The sequence below is a fragment of the Rhodococcus sp. 15-2388-1-1a genome, assembly GCF_002259145.1.
Lineage (GTDB): Bacteria > Actinomycetota > Actinomycetes > Mycobacteriales > Mycobacteriaceae > Rhodococcoides.
Genome location: NZ_NPFP01000018.1, coordinates 136,613 through 157,126, shown reverse-complemented (window position 1 = coordinate 157,126; position 20,514 = coordinate 136,613). Strand labels below are relative to the sequence as shown.

Below are 20,514 nucleotides of genomic sequence, written 5' to 3'. Positions count from 1 at the left end.
CGATCGCCCGAGATGGCACGATGGAGGGCGTGACTTCACCAAACAAGACCCAAACGGCCACGCTGCACACCAACCGCGGCGATATCGTCATCGAACTGTTCGGCAATCACGCCCCCAAGACCGTCGCGAACTTCGTCGGTCTCGCGGACGGATCCAAGGAGTACACGACGCAGAACGCGTCGGGTGCCAAGACCGGACCGTTCTACGACGGCGCAGTCTTCCACCGCGTCATCGACGGCTTCATGATCCAGGGCGGCGACCCCACCGGCACCGGTACCGGTGGACCGGGCTACAAGTTCGAGGACGAGTTCCACCCGGAACTGTCCTTCGATCGCCCGTACCTGCTGGCCATGGCGAACGCAGGCCCCGGCACCAACGGCTCGCAGTTCTTCATCACCACCGGCAAGACCCCGCACCTCAACCGCAAGCACTCCATCTTCGGTGAGGTCACCGACGAGGCGTCGAAGAAGGTCGTCGACGCGATCTCGAGCACGCCGGTCGGCCGCGGAGATCGCCCGGTGGACGAGGTTGTCATCAACAACATCACCATCGCCTGATCTGACCGAAGGACTTTCGACAAGATGACGAACCCCGGCTGGGGTGGCGCGTACGGCGACCAGCCCAACCCACCCCAGTCGGTGTGCGTCCGACATCCCGATCGCCCGACCGGCCTGGCTTGTTCGCGCTGCGGCAGGCCCGCATGCCCGCAGTGTCTGCAGGCCGCGGCCGTCGGACAGCACTGCGTCGATTGCGTGCGCGAGGGCAACAAGAACATCCGCACTGCGCAGACCGTCGCCGGTGCACCCATGGCACGATCCGCCAAGACCCCGCTGACGTACGCCCTCATCGCCATCAACGTGATCGTCTATGCCATCACGGTGGCGCAGTCCGGCGATCCGATGAACAACACCTCCGGATCCGCGCTCGCCCGCAGCTGGGCCCTCAACAGCCTGCTCGTCTCCGACGGCGATGTGTTCCGGCTGATCGGCAGTGGCTTCGTCCACTACGGGCCGATACACCTGCTCGTGAACATGTTCGCGCTGTACATCATCGGTCGTGACGTCGAACTCGTGCTCGGCCGAACCCGCTACCTGGTCGTCTACTTCCTCTCGCTCCTCGGAGGAAGTGCGTCGGTGATGCTGCTGGAGAACCCACTGGCGCTCACCGTCGGCGCGTCCGGAGCCGTCTTCGGTCTCCTGGGTGCCCAGGCCGTCATCCTGCTACGGCTCAAGCGAAGCCCGGCACCCATCCTCATCGTCATCGCGGTGAACATCTTCATCAGCATCTCGATCCCCAGCATCTCGCTGTGGGGACACATGGGCGGACTCGTCGCCGGAGCCGCCGCCACCGCCGGTCTGGTGTTCTTGTCCAACCGAACCCCAGACACCGGACAACCACGAACCATGGCCGGCGTGTCCATGGCATGGCTGTCGGTCATCGCCGTCGCTCTGGTGTCCCTGGGAATCATCGCAATCCGCGTCCTCGACCTGCGCGCCCAGATGGGCCTCTAGCAAGTCCACTCGATGTGACATCGACCCCCCAAAAGGCCACCGAATGTCACATCGAGTAACCCACAGGGGCCGGACGCTCAGGTGTTGCGTGGCACCAGCCCGTGGATTTCGAGTGCGTCGAATACGTCTCGCGGGTCGGTTCCGAGGTCCCATCGGCCGAAGATGATCAGTCTGTCGTCGTCTTCGCCGGGTGGTCGGATGTCGAGTTCGAGCATCGGCACTCGTCGGCCGAGTCTGGGGTATCGCACGATTTTGACGCGGACGATGTCGTTGCGGGTGTAGGTGCGTGTTCCGGTGAGGCGTTTCATCACCAGTGATCCGTCGCGGGTGATGGCCAGTCGCGGGCGTTGTGCGCCGGCGAGTGCGGCGATGATCCACATTCCGACGGCTGCGAGGCCGACGAGGAATGTTCCGGCGGCGTCGGTGGAGGAAAATGCGGCGCCGATTCCGAGGGCGATTCCGCCTACGACCAGGGCTGCGACGGCGACGAGGGGCGTCGCCCACTGCTGTTCGTACACACCCTGTGGATCGTTCGTAGAGTTATCCACAGGGTTTATCCACATTGGGGATGAATGACATCGATGTAACTCGGTCGACTCTCAGCGCCACCGCATGGTCATGACGAGTCCGACGACCATGAACCCGAAGCCGATCAGGAAGTTGTAGGCACCGAGGTTTCCGATGAAGGCGATGTCCTCGGAAGCCAGGTAGTAGACGATCAGCCACAGAAGCCCGACCAGCATGAATCCCAGCATCAGCACCACGTACCAGACCGGTGACGGCCCGGCGTTGACCTTGACCGGCGTGCGGTTCGCCGGGTTGATCGTGTAGTCGTTCTTCTTCCGTACCTTCGACTTCGGCATTGCTTCCTCTTCGCGTTCGTGACGGCCCGTGGCACTGCGGCCGTACCTGTGGACAACTGACGATCGGAACCTGTGGATCGGCGGGTGTCGCGCATCCCCAGGCTAGTGTGACTTCGAGGACCGTGACGGTCACCGACCGGTTGCTGTACACGCTAACGCAGGTGAGCCCAGCACCGACCCACCGGACAAATTGCGAGCACCCGTGACACGACGATCGACTGCCCCCGCCGACACCCGCTGGTGGGTGCTCGCCGTTGCGGTGTGCGCTGTCGTCGGTCTGCTGCTCGGCACCACCAGGCATGTATCGGACGGCACCGAGTTGCGCGGCGGGGACACCACCCGGCTCGCAGATCTGGTCGACGCGGCTCAACGCAGCAGTGATGATGCCCAGCGGAGCCGAGACACGCTCGAGCAGCAGCTCGAGTCCATTCAGCAGCGCACTGCGACGGGGGACACCGAGGTCGCCGACGCGTTGGCGCGTGTCGATTCCCTGGCCGACGCGGCGGGACGCGAGCCCGCGTCCGGCGGGGGTCTGACCGTCACGATGGCCGACGCCCCTCGTGGTCCGGACGGCTCGTATGCGTCCGACGCGTCGGTCGACGATCTGGTTGTTCATCAGGTCGATGTGCAGAGCGTGCTCAACGCGTTGTGGGCAGGCGGCGCGTCGGCGATCGCGATGCAGGATCAACGGCTGGTGGCCTCGTCGGCTCCGCGCTGCATCGGGAACACCCTTCTTCTCGGCGGGCGGACGTACAGTCCGCCGTACGTGATGACGGCGATCGGGGATTCGGATCGGCTGCGCGCGGCGTTGAAGAACGAGCCGGGTGTGCGGTTGTACGAGCAGTACGCGTTGCGATACGGCCTCCGTTACGACGTCGCAGCGTCCGAGGACCTCTCGGTGCCCGCGTACTCCGAATCGGTGCGCATGCGGTATGCACAGCCTCGCTGAGTACGCTGTCCGCATGCGTATTCTCGTCGTCGACAACTACGACAGCTTCGTCTTCAACCTCGTCCAGTACCTGGGCCAGTTGAACGCCGATGTCGAAGTCTGGCGTAACGACGACGGGCGCCTCACCGACCGCGATGCGGTCGCGGGCCGGTTCGACGGAATTCTGCTCAGCCCGGGACCGGGCACGCCGCAGCGCGCAGGTGCCACGATGGATCTGGTCTCGGCAAGTGCTCGCACGAAGACGCCCCTGCTCGGGGTCTGTCTCGGTCATCAGGCGATCGGCGCAGCGTTCGGCGCAACCGTGGAGAAGGCTCCGGAACTGCTGCACGGCAAGACCAGTCTGGTGCACCATTCGGGCGTCGGAGTTCTCGAGGGCATGAACGAGCCCTTCACCGCCACTCGCTACCACTCGCTGACCGTCCGGGAAGACACGATCCCGGCCGAACTCGAGATCATCGGGCGCACCGAATCCGGTCTGGTGATGGCGATGAGGCACACCGAGTTACCGATTCACGGCGTCCAGTTCCACCCGGAGTCCATCCTCACCGAGGGCGGACACCGCATGCTGGCGAACTGGCTCACCGTCTGCGGGATGCCGACCGACCCCGGTCTCGTCGCCAAGCTCGAAGCTCAGGTCGCCGAAGCCTTCGCCTGAGCCGGCCTCGGGGCGGCTAGTTGCCGCTGGGGATTCCCAATGCCCCGATGCTCACGGTGATGGTGTCGGTCTTGCTGATCTCCGAGCCCGCCGGCTGGGTCTGATTGACGACCCGGCCGACCATCAGTGGGTCGAGCGTCGACTGCCTCGACGTCGACAGGTTCGACGCCGTTCCGGTCCATCCTGCCGATTCCAGTGCCGTCAGAGCCTGTGCTTCGGTGAGGCCGGAGAGGTCGGGCATCGGGATCTTGTCCCCGTTCGAGACGCGCAGCGTCACGACGGTGTTTTCGGCGATGTTGGCGCCACCGGCGGGGTCGGTCGAGACGACCTGCCCCACCGGCTGGCTGGAATCGATGTTCTGTACCTGGACGCGGAGCCCGGCACCCTCGACGTTCGGCTGCGCGACGTCGACGAGCTGGCCGACGACGTTGGGCATCCGTACCTGCGCCGGTCCCGAACCGAGCGTGATGCGAACCTGCGAGTCGGCGTTCATGCTCACGCCCGAGGACGGGTTCTGCTCGACGACCTTGTCGAGGTTCTCCGGCGTCGACGGCGCACGGGCGACGGTGGGATCGAGTTCGAGGCCCACCTCGTTCAAGGCGTCCGACGCCTCCTGTTGCGTTCGTCCGGTCAGTCGCGGCACCTGCACCTGCTGGGGGCCCGAGGAGACGTCGAGCTGGATGTCCCCGGGCGATTCGGTCTGCGACCCCGCGGCCGGGTTGGTCCCGATCGCCGATCCCTCCGGCACCGAGGCGTCGGGCTTCTCCTGCACGGTGACGCGCAGGCCGACATTCTCCAGCTCCCGTTGCGCCTCGTCCGAGGCCAGCCCGACGACGGACGGCACGGTGACGGACTTGGGATCCGCTCCCGGACCGAGGGACCACAGGAATGCTCCGACGATCGCGACGACGATGATCGACGCCGCGGAGATCAGCGCGATCTTGAGGCCTCGACGGTTCCTGGGTCGATCCTCGGGTTCGCCGTGCCTCGACGCACGGGGTGCGGCGGCGGCGACGGCGGCGGGTTTGTCCGCGCCGGAGAAGTCTGCCTGCCGGGAATCGACCGATCCGAGAATCGTGGTGCGGTCCTCGTCGTTCATGACCATCGGGGCGCTCGGCCGTTGACCTCCGAGGACACGGACCAGGTCGGTGCGCATCTCGGCGGCGCTCTGGTAGCGGTTGGCGGGGTTCTTGGCCATCGCCTTGAGGATGATCGAGTCGAGTTCGCGCGGCACCGTGTCGTTGACCAGCGACGGCAGCTGAGGATCCTCGCGCACGTGCTGGTAGGCGACGGCGACCGGTGAATCACCCTTGAACGGGGGCTCGCCGGTGAGGATCTCGAACAGCACACATCCGAGGGAGTAGACGTCCGATCGAGCGTCGACCTGTTCGCCGCGTGCCTGCTCGGGCGAGAGATACTGAGCGGTTCCGATGACGGCTGCCGTCTGGGTCATCGGCGACGAGGAATCTGCGATGGCGCGCGCGATGCCGAAGTCCATCACCTTCACCGCGCCTGCGTTGTTGATCATGATGTTCGCGGGCTTGACGTCGCGGTGCACGATTCCGTTGCGGTGGCTGAAATCGAGTGCGGCACAGACGTCGGCGATGACCTCCATGGCTCGACGCGGTGCCATGGGTCCTTCGGCGCGCACGATGTCGCGGAGGGTGTCCCCGTCGACGTATTCCATGACGATGAACGGGAGCGGACCGGCTTCGGTCTCGGCTTCACCGGTGTCGTACACGGCGACGATGGCGGGGTGGTTCAGTGCGGCCGCGTTCTGGGCTTCGCGTCGGAACCGCAGGTAGAACGTGGGGTCGCGAGCGAGATCGGCGCGCAGAACCTTGATGGCGACGTCGCGGTCGAGCCGAGTGTCACGTGCCAGATGAACCTCGGACATGCCGCCGAAACCGAGTATCTCGCCCAACTCGTAGCGAGAGGAGAGCGTACGGGGAGTCGTCATGGTTGTCCTCGAGGATCTTGCTGGGATGGAATCTCGATCAGCGGCCGTCTCGTGGTCGTCTGCGTGGGCTGTTCCGAGGTCGTCGTGGTTTCTTCGGTGGTCGTCGGCTCCTGCGTGGTGGTCGTCGTCGTGGTCGTGGTGGTCTCTTCGGTGGTGGTGGTTTCTTCGGTGGTCGTCGTGGGTTCGGTCGTTGTGGTCGTGGTGGTGGTCGGCTGCGTGGTGGTGGTGGTCGGCGGCACGAACGGCGTCGGCGAATCGTCCCTGCCCCCGGTCAACAGCACGTATCCGCCGATGAGGATGGCGAGAAGCAGCAGTCCGGCACCGCCCCAGGCGAGTGCCTTCTGCGCCGACGACATTCCGGTGGCCTCGGGCACTGCGCCCGCAGCCGTTCCGGTGGCCGGTCCGCGGTACTCGCGCTGCGACGTCGGCATCATCTGGGTGCTCGACGGCGCAGGGCTGGGTACGACGCCCGGCATCATGACCCTGCCGGTGCCCGTACCGCGGGAGTTTCCGGGTGCGGGTGGGCGACGGCCGGCCCGGACCGCGGCGACGGCGTCCGCGAATTCGCCACCGTTGGCGTAGCGCGCGGCCGGGTCCTTGACCATCGTGATCTCGATGAGTTCACGCACGGCGGGGGGCAGGTCGAGCGGCATGGGGGCCGGCATCTCGCGGACGTGCTTCATGGCGACGGTCAGCGCTCCGTCGCCCACGAAGGGCCGCGTGCCCGCGAGTACTTCGTATCCGACGACTCCGAGCGAGTAGACGTCCGAAGCCGACGTGGCCTCCTCGCCGAGTGCTTGCTCGGGGGCGATGTACTGCGCTGTGCCCATGACCATTCCGGTCTTGGTCACCGGGGATGCGTCGACGGCCTTGGCGATGCCGAAGTCGGTGATCTTGACCTGCCCGGTGGGGGTGATCAGGATGTTGCCCGGCTTGACGTCGCGGTGGACGACGCCTGCGGTGTGTGCGATCTGCAGGGAGCGGCCGGTCTGCTCGAGCATGTCGAGGGCATGGCCGAGCGGCAACCGGGACATCCGACCCAACACGGCGTTGAGCGGCTCACCGTTGACCAGTTCCATCACCAGGTAGGCCAGTGATTCGCCCGCGCCGTCGCGGGTCTCGCCGTAGTCGTAGACCCCAGCGATTCCGGGGTAGTTCAGCTGCGCGGTTGTGCGTGCCTCGAACCTGAAGCGCTGCAGGAACTCCGGGTCCTCGGAGAACTCGGCCTTGAGTACCTTGACCGCGACACGGCGATCGAGGCGGTTGTCCATTGCTTCCCACACCTGCCCCATGCCGCCGGTGGCGATGAGTCGCAGCAGTCGATAGCGCTGCGCGATGACAGCTCCGTTGCTCAGTGGCACGTCATGTCACCTCCCCTGCAATGCGGCTGCGATGACGGCGCGCCCGATGGGTGCGGCCACGGATCCACCGGTCGCGGCGAGGGCGCGGTCGCCGCCGTCCTCGACGATGACGGCGATGGCGACCTTGGGGTCGTCGGCGGGTGCGAATCCGATGTACCACGCGTGCGGCGGGGTGTTGCGCGGGTCGGAACCATGTTCTGCGGTACCGGTTTTCGATGCGATCTGTACCCCGGGGATCTTGCCCTCGCCGCTGGTGTTGTTCTCGGAGCCGATCATCAGGTCTTTCAGCGTCGCCGCGGTGGTGGAGCTGATCGCCTGGCCCATGGCCTTGGGCTGGTAGCTCGACAGGTCCGACAGGTCGGGAGACTGCAGCTGCTGCACCAGGTTCGGGGCCATTCGCACGCCGTCGTTGGCCACGGTGGCAGCGATGACGGCGTCCTGCAGCGGGGTCAGCGCCACGTCGCGCTGGCCGATGCTGGATTGACCGAGGGCGGCGTCGTCGTCGATGGGTCCGATGGTGCTGTCGGCGACGGTGAGCGGAATGGTGGTGTTCTCACCGATGCCGAAGGCCGCCGAGGTCTCGCGCATCTTGTCCGCCCCGGTGTCGATGCCGAGCTCGACGAAGGCGGTGTTGCACGAGCGTGCGAAAGCTTCTCTCAGCGTTGCCGTCTGGCCGCCGCCGCACGTCGAACCGTTGTAGTTCTCCAGCGTCGTCGAGGTTCCCGGCAACGTGATGTTCGACGCGGCCGTGAGTTGATCGTCCGGTGTCGCGCCCGCTTCGAGTGCGGCTGCGGTGGTGATCACCTTGAACGTCGATCCGGGTGGGTAGGTCTGCGAGATCGCCCGGTTGACCATCGGCTTCTCGGGATCGTTGCTCAGGTTCTCCCATGCCGCGGTGGTGGTGCTGCCATCGTGGCTGGCCAGGAGGTTCGGGTCGTAGCTGGGGGTGCTGGCCATGGCCAGGATGTTGCCGGTGGCCGGGTCGAGGGCCACGACGGAGCCGGTGTATCCCTTGGCGGTCAGCTGGTCGTAGGCGACCTGCTGAACGACGGGATCGATGGTGGTGACCACGTTGCCGCCGCGGGGATCTCGGCCGGAGATGAGGTCGAACAGTCGTCCGCCGAAGAGCCGGTCGTCGGATCCGTTGAGTACGGGGTCCTCGGCGCGTTCGAGGCCGCTGCTCGAGTACAGCATCGAGTAGTAGCCGGTGATCGGCGCGTTGGCCTGCGGGCTGGCCGGGGAGATCGAATTCTGGGGGTACGTGCGCAGGTACTTGTAGCGGTCTTCGGTGGGGACCGAGGATGCGAGCACCTGGCCGCCTGCCGAGATCTGACCGCGCTGGCGTGAGTACTCGTCGAGCAGCACTCGTGAGTTTCTCGGGTCGGTGCGCAGATCGTCGGCCTTGATGACCTGAAGGTAGGTGGCGTTGGCGAGCAACGCGACGACCATGACCATCACGGCGATGGACACGCGGCGCAGGGGAGTGTTCATGCGCGCTTCACCATCTCGGTCGGTGCCTCCGCGATGGGCGCCGCCGGGGCGGGCTTCTTCTTGGGCTTTGCCGGCTCACGGGCTGCGTCGGAGATCTTGATCAGCAGCGCGAGGAGCAGGTAGTTGGCGAGAAGCGACGATCCTCCGTAGGACAGATACGGCGTGGTGAGGCCGGTGAGTGGGATGAGTTTGGTGACGCCGCCGACGACGACGAACAGCTGGATGGCAATGGTGAACGACAACCCCGCGGCCAGCAGTTTGCCGAAGCTGTCGCGAACGGCCAGCGCGGTACGCATGCCGCGAATGATGAACAGCAAGTACAGGATCAGGACCGCGGTCAGGCCGATGAGGCCCAGCTCTTCGCCGACCGTGGCGATGATGAAGTCCGTCTTGGCGAACGGAACCTGGGACGGGCGACCACTACCGAGCCCGGTGCCTGCCAACCCGCCCGTGGCGAAGCTGAACATCGACTGGACGATCTGATAGCCGGTGTCGTTGTAGTCGTCGAAGGGGTGCAGCCAGGTGTCGGTGCGGATCTTGACGTGGCCGAACACCTGGTACGCAAACAGGAACCCGACGAGCAACAGCCCGAAACCGATGATCAACCAACCGACGCGTTCGGTGGCGATGTAGATCATCACCAGGACGGTTCCGAAGATCAGCAGCGACGTGCCGAGGTCCTTCTCGAACACCAGCACGCCGACCGAGACGATCCAGACGACCAGGATCGGCCCCAGATCGCGCGCTCGCGGGAAGTCCATGCCGAGGAAGTGCTTGCCTGCGACGGTGAACAGTTCACGCTTGGCGACCAGCAGCGATGCGAAGAAGATGAGCAGCAGGATCTTCGCGAACTCCCCGGGCTGAATACTGAAGCCGGGCAGCCTGATCCAGATCTTCGATCCGTTGACCTCGGAGAATGCCGACGGCAGCATCGCCGGGATGGCCAGGAGCACCAGTCCGGCGAGTCCGACGGTGTAGCCGTAGCGAGCCAGGGTGCGGTAATCGCGCAACAGCACCAGCAGGGCGACGAAGCCGGCGATGGCCAGCGTGGTCCACAGCACCTGCTGGTTGGCATCGGGCGACGGAATGGGGTTTCCGAGATATTGAGCCTGCTGCTCGTCGGCCAGGTCGAGGCGATGAATGAGCACCAGACCGAGTCCGTTGAGCAGCGCCACGATCGGCAGCAGCAGCGGATCCGCGTAGGGCGCGAAGCGTCGCACGGCCAGGTGCGCCACTGTCATCAGCGCGAGATACGCGACCGCGTACTTCGCCAGATCCCAGGTGATGGTCTGTTCCTGACTGGCTTCGACCAGTACCAGCGAGATCGTCGTGATCAGGACGGCGGCCCCGAGCAGAAGCAGTTCGACGCCGCGCCGGTTCGATTGAATCGGTGCTGGCGCGAATCCTTCGGGCGGACTCGGAAAGGACCCTCCCGCGGACGGATTGGAACTCATCGAGTACCGGTCCTGCAGTTCTGGCCGGGAATCTGCGGAACCGTCGGTGTCGGTGCCGCTGTGGTCGTCGGTGCTGGTTCCGGAGTGGGTTCGACCGTGGGCGGCAGCGGTGCAGCGGGCGGCGGGATGATCGCCGTCGTAGTCGGTTCCACGGTCGTGGTGACGACCGGCTCGGTCTCGCAGACCTGAAGCAGGTCCCCGGAAGCCAACCGCTCGACCTGGCCGCGCGCATCGTCGAGAGATCCCGACGGCAGGCCGGCCGTGACCTGCTCGCGTGCGGCGGGCAGAAGATCGTCGATCTCGAACGGAACGCAGTCCGCCGGAGCGGCATCCGGCGCGGTCAGCGTGACGGCTCCGTCGTCGTCGAGGCAGCCGATCAGCTCGACGCTCTGCAACGAGTAGCCCAGTACCGAGCCGGGAAGCCCGCGCAGCACGGTGACCTTGCTGTTGTCGGCACCGACGTAGTAGTTGCCCTTGATGATCGAATTGGCCACCAGCGCACCGATTCCCGCCAGCACCACCAGGGTCAGGGCGATCAACGTCCAGCGCAGCTTGTGCGACTTCTTCTCGGGCGTGACGACCGGTGCGGTGACGCGTTTGGGCGTCGTACGCGGTGGCCGCATCGCTGCGGCGCGCCCTGCTGCGGTGTTGGGCGGAGGGGCGTCCTCCTCGTCTTCGGTGCTGGCGGCACCGCCGAGGATGGGGTGGCTCTGTCCGTAGTCGAGGTCGATCACGTCGGCCACGACGACCGTCACGTTGTCCGGACCGCCACTGCGAAGCGCGAGTTCGATGAGACGATCTGCGCAGGGCCCCGTCTCGCCCTCGTTCATGGTGTTCTCGATGGTCTCGTCGCTGACGACGTCCGAGAGGCCGTCGGAGCACAGCAGGTATCGGTCACCCGCACGTACTTCCCGAACGGTGAGCGTCGGTTCGATCTCGTTGCCGGTGAGGGCACGCATGATCAACGAGCGCTGCGGGTGTGTGTGCGCCTGCTCGGCGGTGATGCGGCCCTCGTCGACGAGGGATTGAACGAAGGTGTCGTCTCGGGTGATCTGGGTGAGTGAGCCGTCGCGCAGCATGTACGCGCGCGAATCGCCGATGTGCACCAGTCCGATTCGCTTGCCCGCGAACAGGATTGCGGTCAGCGTGGTCCCCATGCCGTCGAGCTCGGGTTCGTCCTCGACCTGATCTGCGATGGACGCGTTGCCTTCGCGGGTGGCTGCTTCGAGCTTGCCCAGCAGATCCTCGCCCGGTTCGTCGTCGTCGAGATGAGCCAGTGCGGCGATCATCAGCTGCGAGGCCACTTCACCGGCAGCGTGACCGCCCATTCCGTCGGCCAGCGCCAGTAGGCGAGCGCCGGCGTACACGGAGTCCTCGTTGTTGGATCGAACCAGACCGCGATCACTGCGGGCGGCATAGCGAAGGACGAGGGTCACGGGCGCAACTCGATCACGGTCTTGCCGACGCGGACAGGGGTTCCCAAGGGGACGCGAACGGCGGTGGTCACCTTCGCGCGGTCGAGGTAGGTGCCGTTGGTCGAACCGAGGTCCTCGACGTACCAATCACCGCCGCGGGGCGAGATGCGCGCATGCCGCGTCGACGAGTAGTCGTCTGTCAGAACGAGAGTGGAGTCGTCCGCGCGTCCGATGAGGACGGGCTGCGTGCCGAGCGAGATGCGCGTTCCGGCGAGACCGCCCTGGGTCACCACGAGGTACTTGGCCACCTTCTGCTTGTTGAACGACGGAAGAACTTTCGAGCCGCCGGAGTAGCGAGCAGGCACTCGCATGCCTGCGGCCGCGTAGATGTCACTGCGCAAGGTGCGAAGGACGGCCCAGACGAAGAACCACAACAACAGCAGGAAGCCCGCCCTTGTCAGTTGCAGAATCAATCCCTGCACGACGATTCACCTCCTCCTTCGCAATCGACCTGCATCCCGCCCACGCACAGAGCCGCGGCGCGGCAGACATGGTTGCCTCGCAGCATCATAGGGTGAAGCAGCTCGTGTCGACGACATACGGGTGGACGAGAGTGCGAGTCGAACCCCCACCCGAGCCCACGAGGATCGTCAGACGATCCGGACCAGAATTTCGGAGTGACCGGCCCGAATGACGTCGCCGTCGGCCAATTGCCAGTCCTGCACCGGGGCGCCGTTGACGGTGGTGCCGTTGGTGGAACCGAGATCGGAGAGCATGGCCACGCGGCCGTCCCACCGGATCTCGATGTGTCGACGCGAGACGCCGGTGTCGGGGAGTCGGAACTGTGCGTCCTGGCCCCGGCCGATGATGTTCTGACCGTCACGGAGCTGGTAGTAGCGGCCGCTGCCGTCCTCGAGCTGCAGCGTCGCGGCGAGCGCCTGACTCTGACCTGCGTACGAGGCGGGCTGGTCGTAGCCGTACCCGTCGCCGCGGTCGCCCGCGCCCTGTGGGTAGCCACGACCGTAGGCGGCCGGAGCGGGCGGGTAGTCGTAACCGGGCTGCTGGTAGCCGGGCTGCTGGTATCCGGCGGCCTGGGGCTCGGCGTACCGACCGGCCTGGTCGTTGTACGCCTGCTCCTGGTAGGGGGCCTCGGAGTATGCGGCACCCTGCTCGGCGGCGTTGTAGTCGTAGCCCTGGCCGTTGTAACCCTGTGCGTCGTACGCCTGGCCGTCGTACCCCTGCGCGTTGTAGGCCTGTGCGTCGTAGCCCTGGTCCTGGCCGCCGGGCGCGCCGTAGGCGTGGGGGTCGTAGCCCTGTTCCTGGCCGGCTGCGCTGTAGGCCTGACCCTGCTCGGGGTACGGCTGCTCGTCGTAACCGCCGTTGTACGCCTGCTGGTCGTAGCGCGGGTCGTGATCGGCCGGTGCGTAGGCCTGTGCGTCGTACCCGTTCTGCTCACGTGCGTTCTGCTCACGTGCGGGGTAGCGCGGATCCTGGCCACCGGCGTAACCGTTGCGCGCACGCGGATCGGGACGATGACCGTCCGCGGGGTCGCGCTGCGGGTCGTAGCCTGGGTTCTGCGTCATGTGGCCGGCTCCTGGTATCGACATCGGTGGGGCAGACGGTCGCTGCGTAGCTGAAGGGACGGGACTCGGTGCTGCTTGTGCCGACGCGCCCTGCTGTGCGGACTCGTTCCGCGCAGCAGTCGCCGATCGTCCCACATCGGGATCGACCGAGCCACTGGCACGGAACTGCCCGGTGTGAAGGGTGGGTGACGGCTCGAAGCGAACCACCACGTCGCCGTAGGTCTGCCAGCCTTGATCGCGGATGTAATCGTCGAGGTGGCGCGAGAACGCCTTGACCGTGAGTGCTCGGTCACCGGCGAGCTCGTCGTGGTCCGAGCTGTTGATGGTGATGACGTAGCTGTTGGGTGCCAGGAGGTGCCCGCCCTCGAGGGGCCGAACCAGATCCGACGCCTCCTGCTGAAGCGCTGCCTCCACCTCCGCCGGTACGACGCCTCCGCCGAACACGCGGGCGAAGACGTCGCCGACAGCGCCTTGGAGCTTGCGCTCGAAACGTTGAACGATGCCCATCGTGACCCCTCCTCTCACTGTGTTCTTCCACCGTGTGGTGCCTGCTGGTGTGCAGGCCGCGACGGCCGCGTGTCATCACGAAGTCGCGCTGCAAGCATGATATACGGTGCCGCCGACGGGGACTGCCCGCCGCCGTCGGCTCCCGGCAGCTCGAAGTGGCGATTTTCGAGCGCGGCATGGTGCGTGTTAGTGTTCTCGCCGTCACCCGGGCGGGTGGCGGAATGGCAGACGCGCTGGCTTCAGGTGCCAGTGTCCTTCGGGACGTGGGGGTTCAAGTCCCCCTCCGCCCACCACACTGGCCGCAGCTGATTCGATCGCTGCGGCCAGTAGTTTTTTCCGGGTGTCCTGCATCGAATCGTCTTACAGGCGTGTGATTTTCGGCCGATGTCGGCAGTGGAGTCGAAGTGCCGGTCCCGAGGACGTCTCGCATACGGAAATTCGCAGGTGAGAGCCCATAATAGGCTTACCTTATTTGCGGGGGCACCCAGGTACTGACTTATCGTTCGTAGTTGGATCGGCCTCACCACGGCCGGATCCGCCCGACCTCACTTTTCTACCACGCGCCTACCTGCTCGTGCAGAGGAAAGCGTCGACGATCGACAGGTGCAGCTTCAACGGCGAGGACGCACCGCAGGCCGTTCGTGCAGCCGGTTACACCACACCGTCGCCGACGAGTATCAAGGCTGGACTTATCCGAAGGCTAGGTATGAAGCACACTCCGGGCCCGCAAGGCCTCTACGATCCCGCCAACGAACACGACTCCTGTGGTGTCGCGTTCGTGGTGGACATGCACGGTCGACGCAGTCGCGACATCGTCGAGAAGGCGATCACCGCCCTGGTCAACCTCGAGCACCGCGGTGCTGCCGGCTCCGAACCGAACACCGGTGACGGTGCGGGCATTCTGATCCAGGTTCCGGACGCGTTCTTCCGCGCCGTCGTAGATTTCGAGCTCCCCGCGCCCGGCGCGTACGCAACCGGTGTCGCATTTCTTCCGCAGGGCCGCAGCGACGCAGCACGCGCCTGCGAGGGTGTCGAGCGCATCGTCGAGAACGAGGGCCTGACGGTCCTCGGTTGGCGTGAGGTTCCCACCGACGACTCCTCCCTCGGCGCTCTGGCGCGCGATGCGATGCCGACCTTCCGTCAGCTGTTCCTCGCTGCCCCCGACGCGTCGATCACCGACCTCGAACTCGAGCGTCGTGCGTTCGTCATCCGCAAGCGCGTCGAGCACGAGCTGGGCGAAGAGGGCGCGGGCAAGGACGGCCCCGGCCGCGAGACCGTGTACTTCCCGTCACTGTCCTCGCAGACCTTCGTCTACAAGGGCATGCTGACCACGCCTCAGCTCAAGGGCTTCTACCTCGACCTGCAGGACGAGCGCGTCGAAAGCGCACTGGGACTTGTGCATTCGCGCTTCTCGACCAACACGTTCCCGTCGTGGCCGCTGGCGCATCCGTTCCGACGCGTCGCCCACAACGGCGAGATCAACACCGCCACCGGTAACGAGAACTGGATGCGTGCCCGCGAGGCGCTCATCACCTCCGACGTGTTCGGCGGCTCCGAGGCACTCGAGAAGATCTTCCCCGTGGTCACTCACGGAGCAAGCGACACAGCACGTTTCGACGAGGTGCTCGAGCTGCTGCACCTCGGTGGACGCAGTCTGCCGCACGCCGTGCTCATGATGATTCCCGAGGCGTGGGAGCGGCACGAGTCCATGGACCCCGCTCGTCGGGCGTTCTACAAGTACCACTCCTCGCTGATGGAGCCCTGGGACGGACCGGCGTCGGTGTGCTTCACCGACGGCACCGTCATCGGCGCGGTCCTGGACCGCAACGGCCTGCGCCCGAGCCGGCTGTGGGTCACCGACGACGGTCTGGTCGTCATGGCCTCCGAGGTCGGCGTTCTCGACATCGATCCGTCGAAGGTCGTCCGCAAGGTTCGCCTGCAGCCGGGCCGCATGTTCCTGGTGGACACCGCGCAGGGCCGCATCGTCTCCGACGACGAGATCAAGGACGAGCTCGCCGCCGAGCATCCGTACCAGCAGTGGCTCGACGAGGGCCTGACCTCGATCGACGATCTGCCCGAGCGTCCGCACGTGCACATGCCGCACGACCGCGTGCTCATCCGTCAGCAGATCTTCGGGTACACCACCGAGGAACTGAACGTGCTGGTCTCGCCCATGGCGAAGTCCGGTGCCGAGGCCATCGGTTCCATGGGTACCGACACCCCGATCGCCGTGCTGTCGGCTCGCCCGCGGATGCTGTTCGACTACTTCTCGCAGCTGTTCGCGCAGGTCACCAACCCGCCGCTCGATGCCATCCGCGAGGAGATCGTCACCAGCCTCGGCGGCACCATCGGACCCGAGGGCGATCTGCTCAACCCGGGTGCCGACAGCTGCAAGCAGATCGTGCTTCCGCAGCCGATCCTGCACAACGACGACCTCGCCAAGCTCGTCCACATCAACGACGAGGGCACTCAGGAAGAGCTGCGCTCGGTGGTCGTGCGCGGTCTCTACCCGGTGGCCGAGGGCGGTGAGGGCCTCCGAAAGTCGTTGGAGGCCATTCGCGCTCAGGTTTCCGCTGCCATCTCGGGTGGCGCCCGGATCATCGTGCTCTCGGACCGCGAGTCCAGCGAGAAGCTCGCTCCGATTCCGTCGCTGCTCCTCACCGCCGCGGTGCACCACCATCTGGTCCGCGAGCGGACCCGCACCAAGGTCGGCCTGATCATCGAGGCCGGTGATGCCCGCGAGGTGCACCACATGGCTCTGCTCATCGGTTTCGGTGCCGCAGCGGTCAACCCGTACATGGCGTTCGAGTCCATCGAGGACATGATCGAGCGTGGCGCCCTCACCGACATCGAGTTCGACAAGGCCGTCACCAACTACATCAAGGCCGCGGGCAAGGGTGTGCTCAAGGTGATGTCCAAGATGGGCATCTCGACCCTCGCGTCGTACACCGGAGCTCAGCTGTTCCAGGTCATCGGCCTCTCGCAGGAACTGGTCGACGAGTACTTCACCGGCCTCAACAGCCACCTCGGCGGCATCGATCTCGATCAGGTCGCCGACGACGTCGCAGCGCGGCACGCCGTGGCGTACCTCGACAACCGTCAGGAGCGCGCGCACCGCGAGCTCGAGACCGGTGGCGAGTACCAGTGGCGTCGCGAAGGGGAGTACCACCTCTTCAACCCGGACACGGTGTTCAAGCTGCAGCACTCCACCCGCACCGGCCAGTACGACATCTTCAAGGAATACACGAAGATGGTCGACGACCAGTCCGAGCGACTCGCGTCGCTGCGTGGTCTGTTCCGCTTCAAGACCGAAGAGCGGCAAGCCATTTCGATCGACGAGGTCGAGCCGGCCAGCGAGATCGTCAAGCGTTTCTCGACGGGTGCGATGAGCTACGGCTCCATCTCGGCCGAGGCGCACGAGACCCTCGCCATCGCCATGAACCGTCTCGGCGGGCGCTCGAACTCCGGTGAGGGCGGCGAGGACGTCTCGCGGTTCGAGCCGGACGAGAACGGCGACTGGCGACGCAGTGCCATCAAGCAGGTCGCGTCGGGACGTTTCGGCGTCACCTCGCACTACCTGACCAACTGCACCGACATCCAGATCAAGATGGCGCAGGGAGCCAAGCCCGGTGAGGGCGGCCAGCTTCCGGCGCACAAGGTGTACCCGTGGGTCGCCGAGGTTCGGCACTCGACGCCCGGCGTCGGCCTGATCTCGCCGCCGCCGCACCACGACATCTACTCGATCGAGGATCTCGCGCAGCTGATCCACGACCTGAAGAACGCCAACCCGCAGGCCCGCATCCACGTGAAGCTGGTCTCCGAGGTCGGCGTCGGAACGGTCGCCGCCGGTGTCTCCAAGGCGCACGCCGACGTCGTGCTCATCTCGGGCCACGACGGCGGCACCGGCGCGACGCCGCTGACGTCGGTCAAGCACGCGGGTGGACCGTGGGAGCTCGGTTTGGCCGAGACCCAGCAGACGTTGCTGCTCAACGGACTTCGCGATCGCATCGTCGTGCAGGTGGACGGTCAGCTCAAGACCGGCCGCGACGTCATGGTTGCCGCTCTGCTCGGCGGCGAGGAGTTCGGTTTCGCCACCGCTCCGCTTGTCGTCTCGGGCTGCATCATGATGCGCGTCTGCCACCTCGACACCTGCCCCGTGGGTGTCGCGACGCAGAACCCGTTGCTGCGCAAGCGTTTCGCGGGCAAGCCGGAGTTCGTCGAGAACTTCTTCATGTTCATCGCCGAAGAGGTTCGCGAGCTCATGGCCGAGCTCGGATTCCGCACGCTCGACGAGGCCGTCGGTCAGGTGGGTCTGCTGGACACCACAGCGGCCAAGGAGCACTGGAAGGCGTCGAAGCTGGATCTGTCGCCGATCCTCGAAGAGGTCGAGTCGGCGTTCATGAACCAGAACCTCTACAACACCGGCGTCCAGGATCACGGTCTCGACAAGGCACTCGATCAGCAGCTCATCGCGGCCAGCCGCAATGCGTTGGACAAGGGCGAGAAGGTCGCGTTCGAGTCCAAGATCACCAACGTCAACCGCACCGTCGGCACGATGCTCGGGCACGAGGTCACCAAGGCGTACGGCGGCGTCGGACTGCCGGACGACACCATCGAGATCACGTTCACCGGCTCGGCAGGCAACAGCTTCGGCGCGTTCGTCCCGTCCGGGATGACGCTCCGCCTGAACGGGGACGCCAACGACTTCGTCGGCAAGGGACTGTCCGGCGGACATCTCGTGCTGCGGCCGTCGTTGAACGCCCCGAAGGGATTCGTCGCCGAGGACAACATCATCGGCGGAAACGTGTTCCTGTTCGGCGCCACCAGCGGTGAGGCTCTCATCCGCGGCGTCGTCGGTGAACGCTTCGCGGTTCGTAACTCCGGTGCCGTAGCCGTCGTCGAAGGCGTCGGCGATCACGGCTGCGAGTACATGACCGGCGGCAAGGTCGTCATTCTGGGCACGACGGGCCGTAACTTCGGCGCCGGTATGTCCGGTGGCGTCGCGTTCGTCTTCGATCCCAACAAGACGTTCGAGGCCAACCTCAACACCGAGCTGGTCGACATCGAGGAGCTCGAGGGTGACGAGTTCACCTGGCTCCGCGACATCGTCACTCGCCATCAGGAGCAGACCGGCTCCGAGGTGGCCGAGCGGATCCTCGCGGATTGGTCACAGCAGGTGAACCATTTCGTGAAGGTCATGCCTCGCGACTACAAGAAGGTACTGCTGGCCATCTCCGAAGCCGAGAAGAACGGCGCGGACGTGGACGAAGCGATCATGGAGGCAGCTCGTGGGTGACCCACAGGGATTTCTGAAGAACACGGTTCGCGAGGTGCCCAAGCGGCGGCCCGTCGACCTGCGCCTGATGGACTGGAAAGAGGTCTACGAAGACTTCTCGAAGGACACCCTGCGCACCCAGGCAAGTCGATGCATGGACTGCGGTATCCCGTTCTGCCACAACGGTTGCCCGCTGGGGAACCTGATTCCCGAGTGGAACGACCTGGTGTTCAAGGACCGCTGGCGCGACAGCATCGACCGGTTGCACGCCACCAACAACTTCCCGGAATTCACCGGACGGTTGTGCCCCGCCCCGTGCGAGGCGTCGTGTGTCCTCGGCATCAACCAGGATCCGGTCACCATCAAGCAGGTCGAGGTCGAGATCATCGACAAGGCCTTCGAAGAAGGCTGGGTGACGCCGGTCTACCCGACCCATCTGACCGGTAGGACCGTCGCCGTCGTCGGATCGGGCCCCGCGGGACTCGCTGCAGCGCAGCAGCTCACCCGCGCAGGCCACACCGTCACGGTGTTCGAGCGTGCCGATCGCATCGGTGGACTGCTGCGCTACGGCATCCCCGAGTTCAAGATGGAGAAGCGCCACATCGATCGTCGGCTGGCGCAGATGGAGGCCGAGGGCACCGTCTTCCGCACCGGTGTCGATGTGGGCGTGGATATCTCGGCCGACGAACTGCGCGAGCAGTTCGACGCCGTGGTCCTCTCCGGCGGTGCCACCGCATGGCGTGACCTGCCCATCGAGGGCCGCGAGCTCGACGGCATCTACCAGGCCATGGAGTTCCTGCCGCACGCCAATCGCGTCCAGCAGGGCGACTTCGCTGCGCCGCCCGTCAGCGCCGAGGGCAAGAAGGTCGTCATCATCGGCGGCGGCGACACCGGCGCGGACTGCCTCGGTACCTCGCACCGTCAGGGCGCCGAGAGCGTCCACCAGTTCGAGATCATGGCCCGTCCGCCCGAGGAGCGTGCGACGTCCACCCCGTGGCCGACGTACCCGCTGATGTACCGGGTTGCCTCGGCACACGAGGAGGGTGGCGAACGCGTCTTCTCGGTCAACACCGAGCGTTTCGTCGGCGAAGACGGCAAGGTCACCGCGCTCGAAGCCTGCGAGGTCGAGTTCAAGGCAGGCAAGTTCGAGAAGGTCGAGGGCAGCGAGTTCACCCTCGAGGCCGATCTGGTTCTGCTCGCCATGGGATTCGTCGGACCGGACAAGGGCGGTCTGCTGACCGACCTGGGCGTCGACTTCAACCAGCGTGGCAACGTCGAGCGCACCAACGAGTGGGTCACCAACGTCCCCGGTGTGTTCGTCGCCGGAGACATGGGTCGTGGCCAGTCGCTCATCGTCTGGGCCATCGCCGAGGGCCGCTCCTGCGCGGCCGCCGTCGACACCTTCCTGCAGGGAGCAACCGCATTGCCGTCGCCGATCGTGCCGACCCAGGCACCGCAGCGGTAGTAGCTTTTCTCGCCGAGCTCGACGT

15 protein-coding genes and 1 tRNA gene are annotated in these 20,514 nt (G+C 65.9%); 7 read left to right on the top strand and 9 right to left on the bottom strand.

Annotated elements, in window-relative coordinates:
* Nucleotides 1–20 precede the first annotated feature (20 nt).
* Nucleotides 21–557 carry a peptidylprolyl isomerase gene (locus CH302_RS12375; RefSeq protein WP_094632154.1) on the top strand — a complete coding sequence of 179 codons (537 nt, stop codon included), beginning with the start codon at nucleotides 21–23 and terminating at the stop codon, nucleotides 555–557.
* 24 nt (nucleotides 558–581) lie between these two features.
* Nucleotides 582–1,511 (top strand): rhomboid family intramembrane serine protease, encoded by a 930-nt coding sequence (locus CH302_RS12370; protein WP_037195326.1) that lies wholly within the window; start codon nucleotides 582–584, stop codon nucleotides 1,509–1,511.
* A gap of 77 nt (nucleotides 1,512–1,588) precedes the next feature.
* On the opposite strand, the gene CH302_RS12365 is transcribed toward CH302_RS12370, so the two are convergent.
* Nucleotides 1,589–2,074 carry a PH domain-containing protein gene (locus CH302_RS12365; protein ID WP_052048075.1) on the bottom strand — a complete coding sequence of 162 codons (486 nt, stop codon included), beginning with the start codon at nucleotides 2,072–2,074 and terminating at the stop codon, nucleotides 1,589–1,591.
* A 36-nt stretch (nucleotides 2,075–2,110) separates the two neighbouring features.
* Complete coding sequence (gene crgA, locus CH302_RS12360; RefSeq protein ID WP_032396997.1) at nucleotides 2,111–2,374, bottom strand: cell division protein CrgA; 264 nt, start codon at nucleotides 2,372–2,374, stop codon at nucleotides 2,111–2,113.
* Between the two features lie 202 nt (nucleotides 2,375–2,576).
* On the opposite strand from crgA, the gene CH302_RS12355 reads away from it, so the two are divergent.
* The gene (locus tag CH302_RS12355; protein WP_037195330.1) at nucleotides 2,577–3,323 is read left to right on the top strand and encodes a DUF881 domain-containing protein; all 747 of its coding nucleotides are present in this window, start codon (nucleotides 2,577–2,579) and stop codon (nucleotides 3,321–3,323) included.
* 13 nt (nucleotides 3,324–3,336) lie between these two features.
* Nucleotides 3,337–3,978, top strand: coding sequence for an aminodeoxychorismate/anthranilate synthase component II (locus tag CH302_RS12350; RefSeq protein ID WP_037195727.1), 642 nt, complete (start codon nucleotides 3,337–3,339; stop codon nucleotides 3,976–3,978).
* Nucleotides 3,979–3,994: 16 nt separating this feature from the next.
* Here the strand turns inward: CH302_RS12350 and pknB are convergent, their stop codons facing one another.
* From pknB to CH302_RS12315, 7 genes are all read right to left on the bottom strand, one after another.
* Nucleotides 3,995–5,938: a Stk1 family PASTA domain-containing Ser/Thr kinase gene (pknB, locus tag CH302_RS12345; protein ID WP_037195332.1), complete on the bottom strand. Its 1,944-nt coding sequence runs from the start codon at nucleotides 5,936–5,938 to the stop codon at nucleotides 3,995–3,997.
* The gene (locus CH302_RS12340; protein WP_037195334.1) at nucleotides 5,935–7,299 is read right to left on the bottom strand and encodes a serine/threonine-protein kinase; all 1,365 of its coding nucleotides are present in this window, start codon (nucleotides 7,297–7,299) and stop codon (nucleotides 5,935–5,937) included. Before CH302_RS12340 ends, pknB begins: the two co-directional genes overlap by 4 nt.
* Before the next feature lie 6 nt (nucleotides 7,300–7,305).
* Nucleotides 7,306–8,790, bottom strand: a complete 1,485-nt coding sequence (locus CH302_RS12335) for a peptidoglycan D,D-transpeptidase FtsI family protein (protein WP_037195336.1) — start codon at nucleotides 8,788–8,790, stop codon at nucleotides 7,306–7,308.
* Nucleotides 8,787–10,244: an FtsW/RodA/SpoVE family cell cycle protein gene (locus CH302_RS12330; RefSeq protein WP_037195339.1), complete on the bottom strand. Its 1,458-nt coding sequence runs from the start codon at nucleotides 10,242–10,244 to the stop codon at nucleotides 8,787–8,789. The genes CH302_RS12335 and CH302_RS12330 overlap by 4 nt, the downstream gene beginning before the upstream one ends.
* Nucleotides 10,241–11,680: a PP2C family protein-serine/threonine phosphatase gene (locus CH302_RS12325; RefSeq protein WP_037195341.1), complete on the bottom strand. Its 1,440-nt coding sequence runs from the start codon at nucleotides 11,678–11,680 to the stop codon at nucleotides 10,241–10,243. Before CH302_RS12325 ends, CH302_RS12330 begins: the two co-directional genes overlap by 4 nt.
* Complete coding sequence (locus tag CH302_RS12320; protein WP_037195344.1) at nucleotides 11,677–12,141, bottom strand: FHA domain-containing protein FhaB/FipA; 465 nt, start codon at nucleotides 12,139–12,141, stop codon at nucleotides 11,677–11,679. The genes CH302_RS12325 and CH302_RS12320 overlap by 4 nt, the downstream gene beginning before the upstream one ends.
* A 168-nt stretch (nucleotides 12,142–12,309) precedes the next feature.
* Nucleotides 12,310–13,749 carry a DUF3662 and FHA domain-containing protein gene (locus tag CH302_RS12315; protein WP_037195346.1) on the bottom strand — a complete coding sequence of 480 codons (1,440 nt, stop codon included), beginning with the start codon at nucleotides 13,747–13,749 and terminating at the stop codon, nucleotides 12,310–12,312.
* 207 nt (nucleotides 13,750–13,956) lie between these two features.
* On the opposite strand from CH302_RS12315, the gene CH302_RS12310 reads away from it, so the two are divergent.
* The 3 genes from CH302_RS12310 (at nucleotide 13,957) to CH302_RS12300 (ending at nucleotide 20,489) form a co-directional block, all read left to right on the top strand.
* Nucleotides 13,957–14,042: transfer RNA gene (locus CH302_RS12310), tRNA-Leu, on the top strand.
* A gap of 413 nt (nucleotides 14,043–14,455) precedes the next feature.
* Nucleotides 14,456–19,045: a glutamate synthase large subunit gene (gltB, locus tag CH302_RS12305; protein ID WP_037195348.1), complete on the top strand. Its 4,590-nt coding sequence runs from the start codon at nucleotides 14,456–14,458 to the stop codon at nucleotides 19,043–19,045.
* Nucleotides 19,038–20,489, top strand: a complete 1,452-nt coding sequence (locus CH302_RS12300; RefSeq protein ID WP_037195349.1) for a glutamate synthase subunit beta — start codon at nucleotides 19,038–19,040, stop codon at nucleotides 20,487–20,489. The genes gltB and CH302_RS12300 overlap by 8 nt, the downstream gene beginning before the upstream one ends.
* Nucleotides 20,490–20,514: the final 25 nt, after the last annotated feature.

What these genes read in the sequence shown, in the direction of transcription:
- CH302_RS12375 (WP_094632154.1), top strand. Translation starts at nt 21, where the DNA reads ATGGAGGGCGTGACTTCACCAAACAAGACCCAAACGGCCACGCTGCAC.
- CH302_RS12370 (WP_037195326.1), top strand. Translation starts at nt 582, where the DNA reads ATGACGAACCCCGGCTGGGGTGGCGCGTACGGCGACCAGCCCAACCCA.
- CH302_RS12365 (WP_052048075.1), bottom strand. Translation starts at nt 2,074, where the DNA reads ATGTGGATAAACCCTGTGGATAACTCTACGAACGATCCACAGGGTGTG.
- crgA (WP_032396997.1), bottom strand. Translation starts at nt 2,374, where the DNA reads ATGCCGAAGTCGAAGGTACGGAAGAAGAACGACTACACGATCAACCCG.
- CH302_RS12350 (WP_037195727.1), top strand. Translation starts at nt 3,337, where the DNA reads ATGCGTATTCTCGTCGTCGACAACTACGACAGCTTCGTCTTCAACCTC.
- pknB (WP_037195332.1), bottom strand. Translation starts at nt 5,938, where the DNA reads ATGACGACTCCCCGTACGCTCTCCTCTCGCTACGAGTTGGGCGAGATA.
- CH302_RS12335 (WP_037195336.1), bottom strand. Translation starts at nt 8,790, where the DNA reads ATGAACACTCCCCTGCGCCGCGTGTCCATCGCCGTGATGGTCATGGTC.
- CH302_RS12330 (WP_037195339.1), bottom strand. Translation starts at nt 10,244, where the DNA reads ATGAGTTCCAATCCGTCCGCGGGAGGGTCCTTTCCGAGTCCGCCCGAA.
- CH302_RS12315 (WP_037195346.1), bottom strand. Translation starts at nt 13,749, where the DNA reads ATGGGCATCGTTCAACGTTTCGAGCGCAAGCTCCAAGGCGCTGTCGGC.
- gltB (WP_037195348.1), top strand. Translation starts at nt 14,456, where the DNA reads ATGAAGCACACTCCGGGCCCGCAAGGCCTCTACGATCCCGCCAACGAA.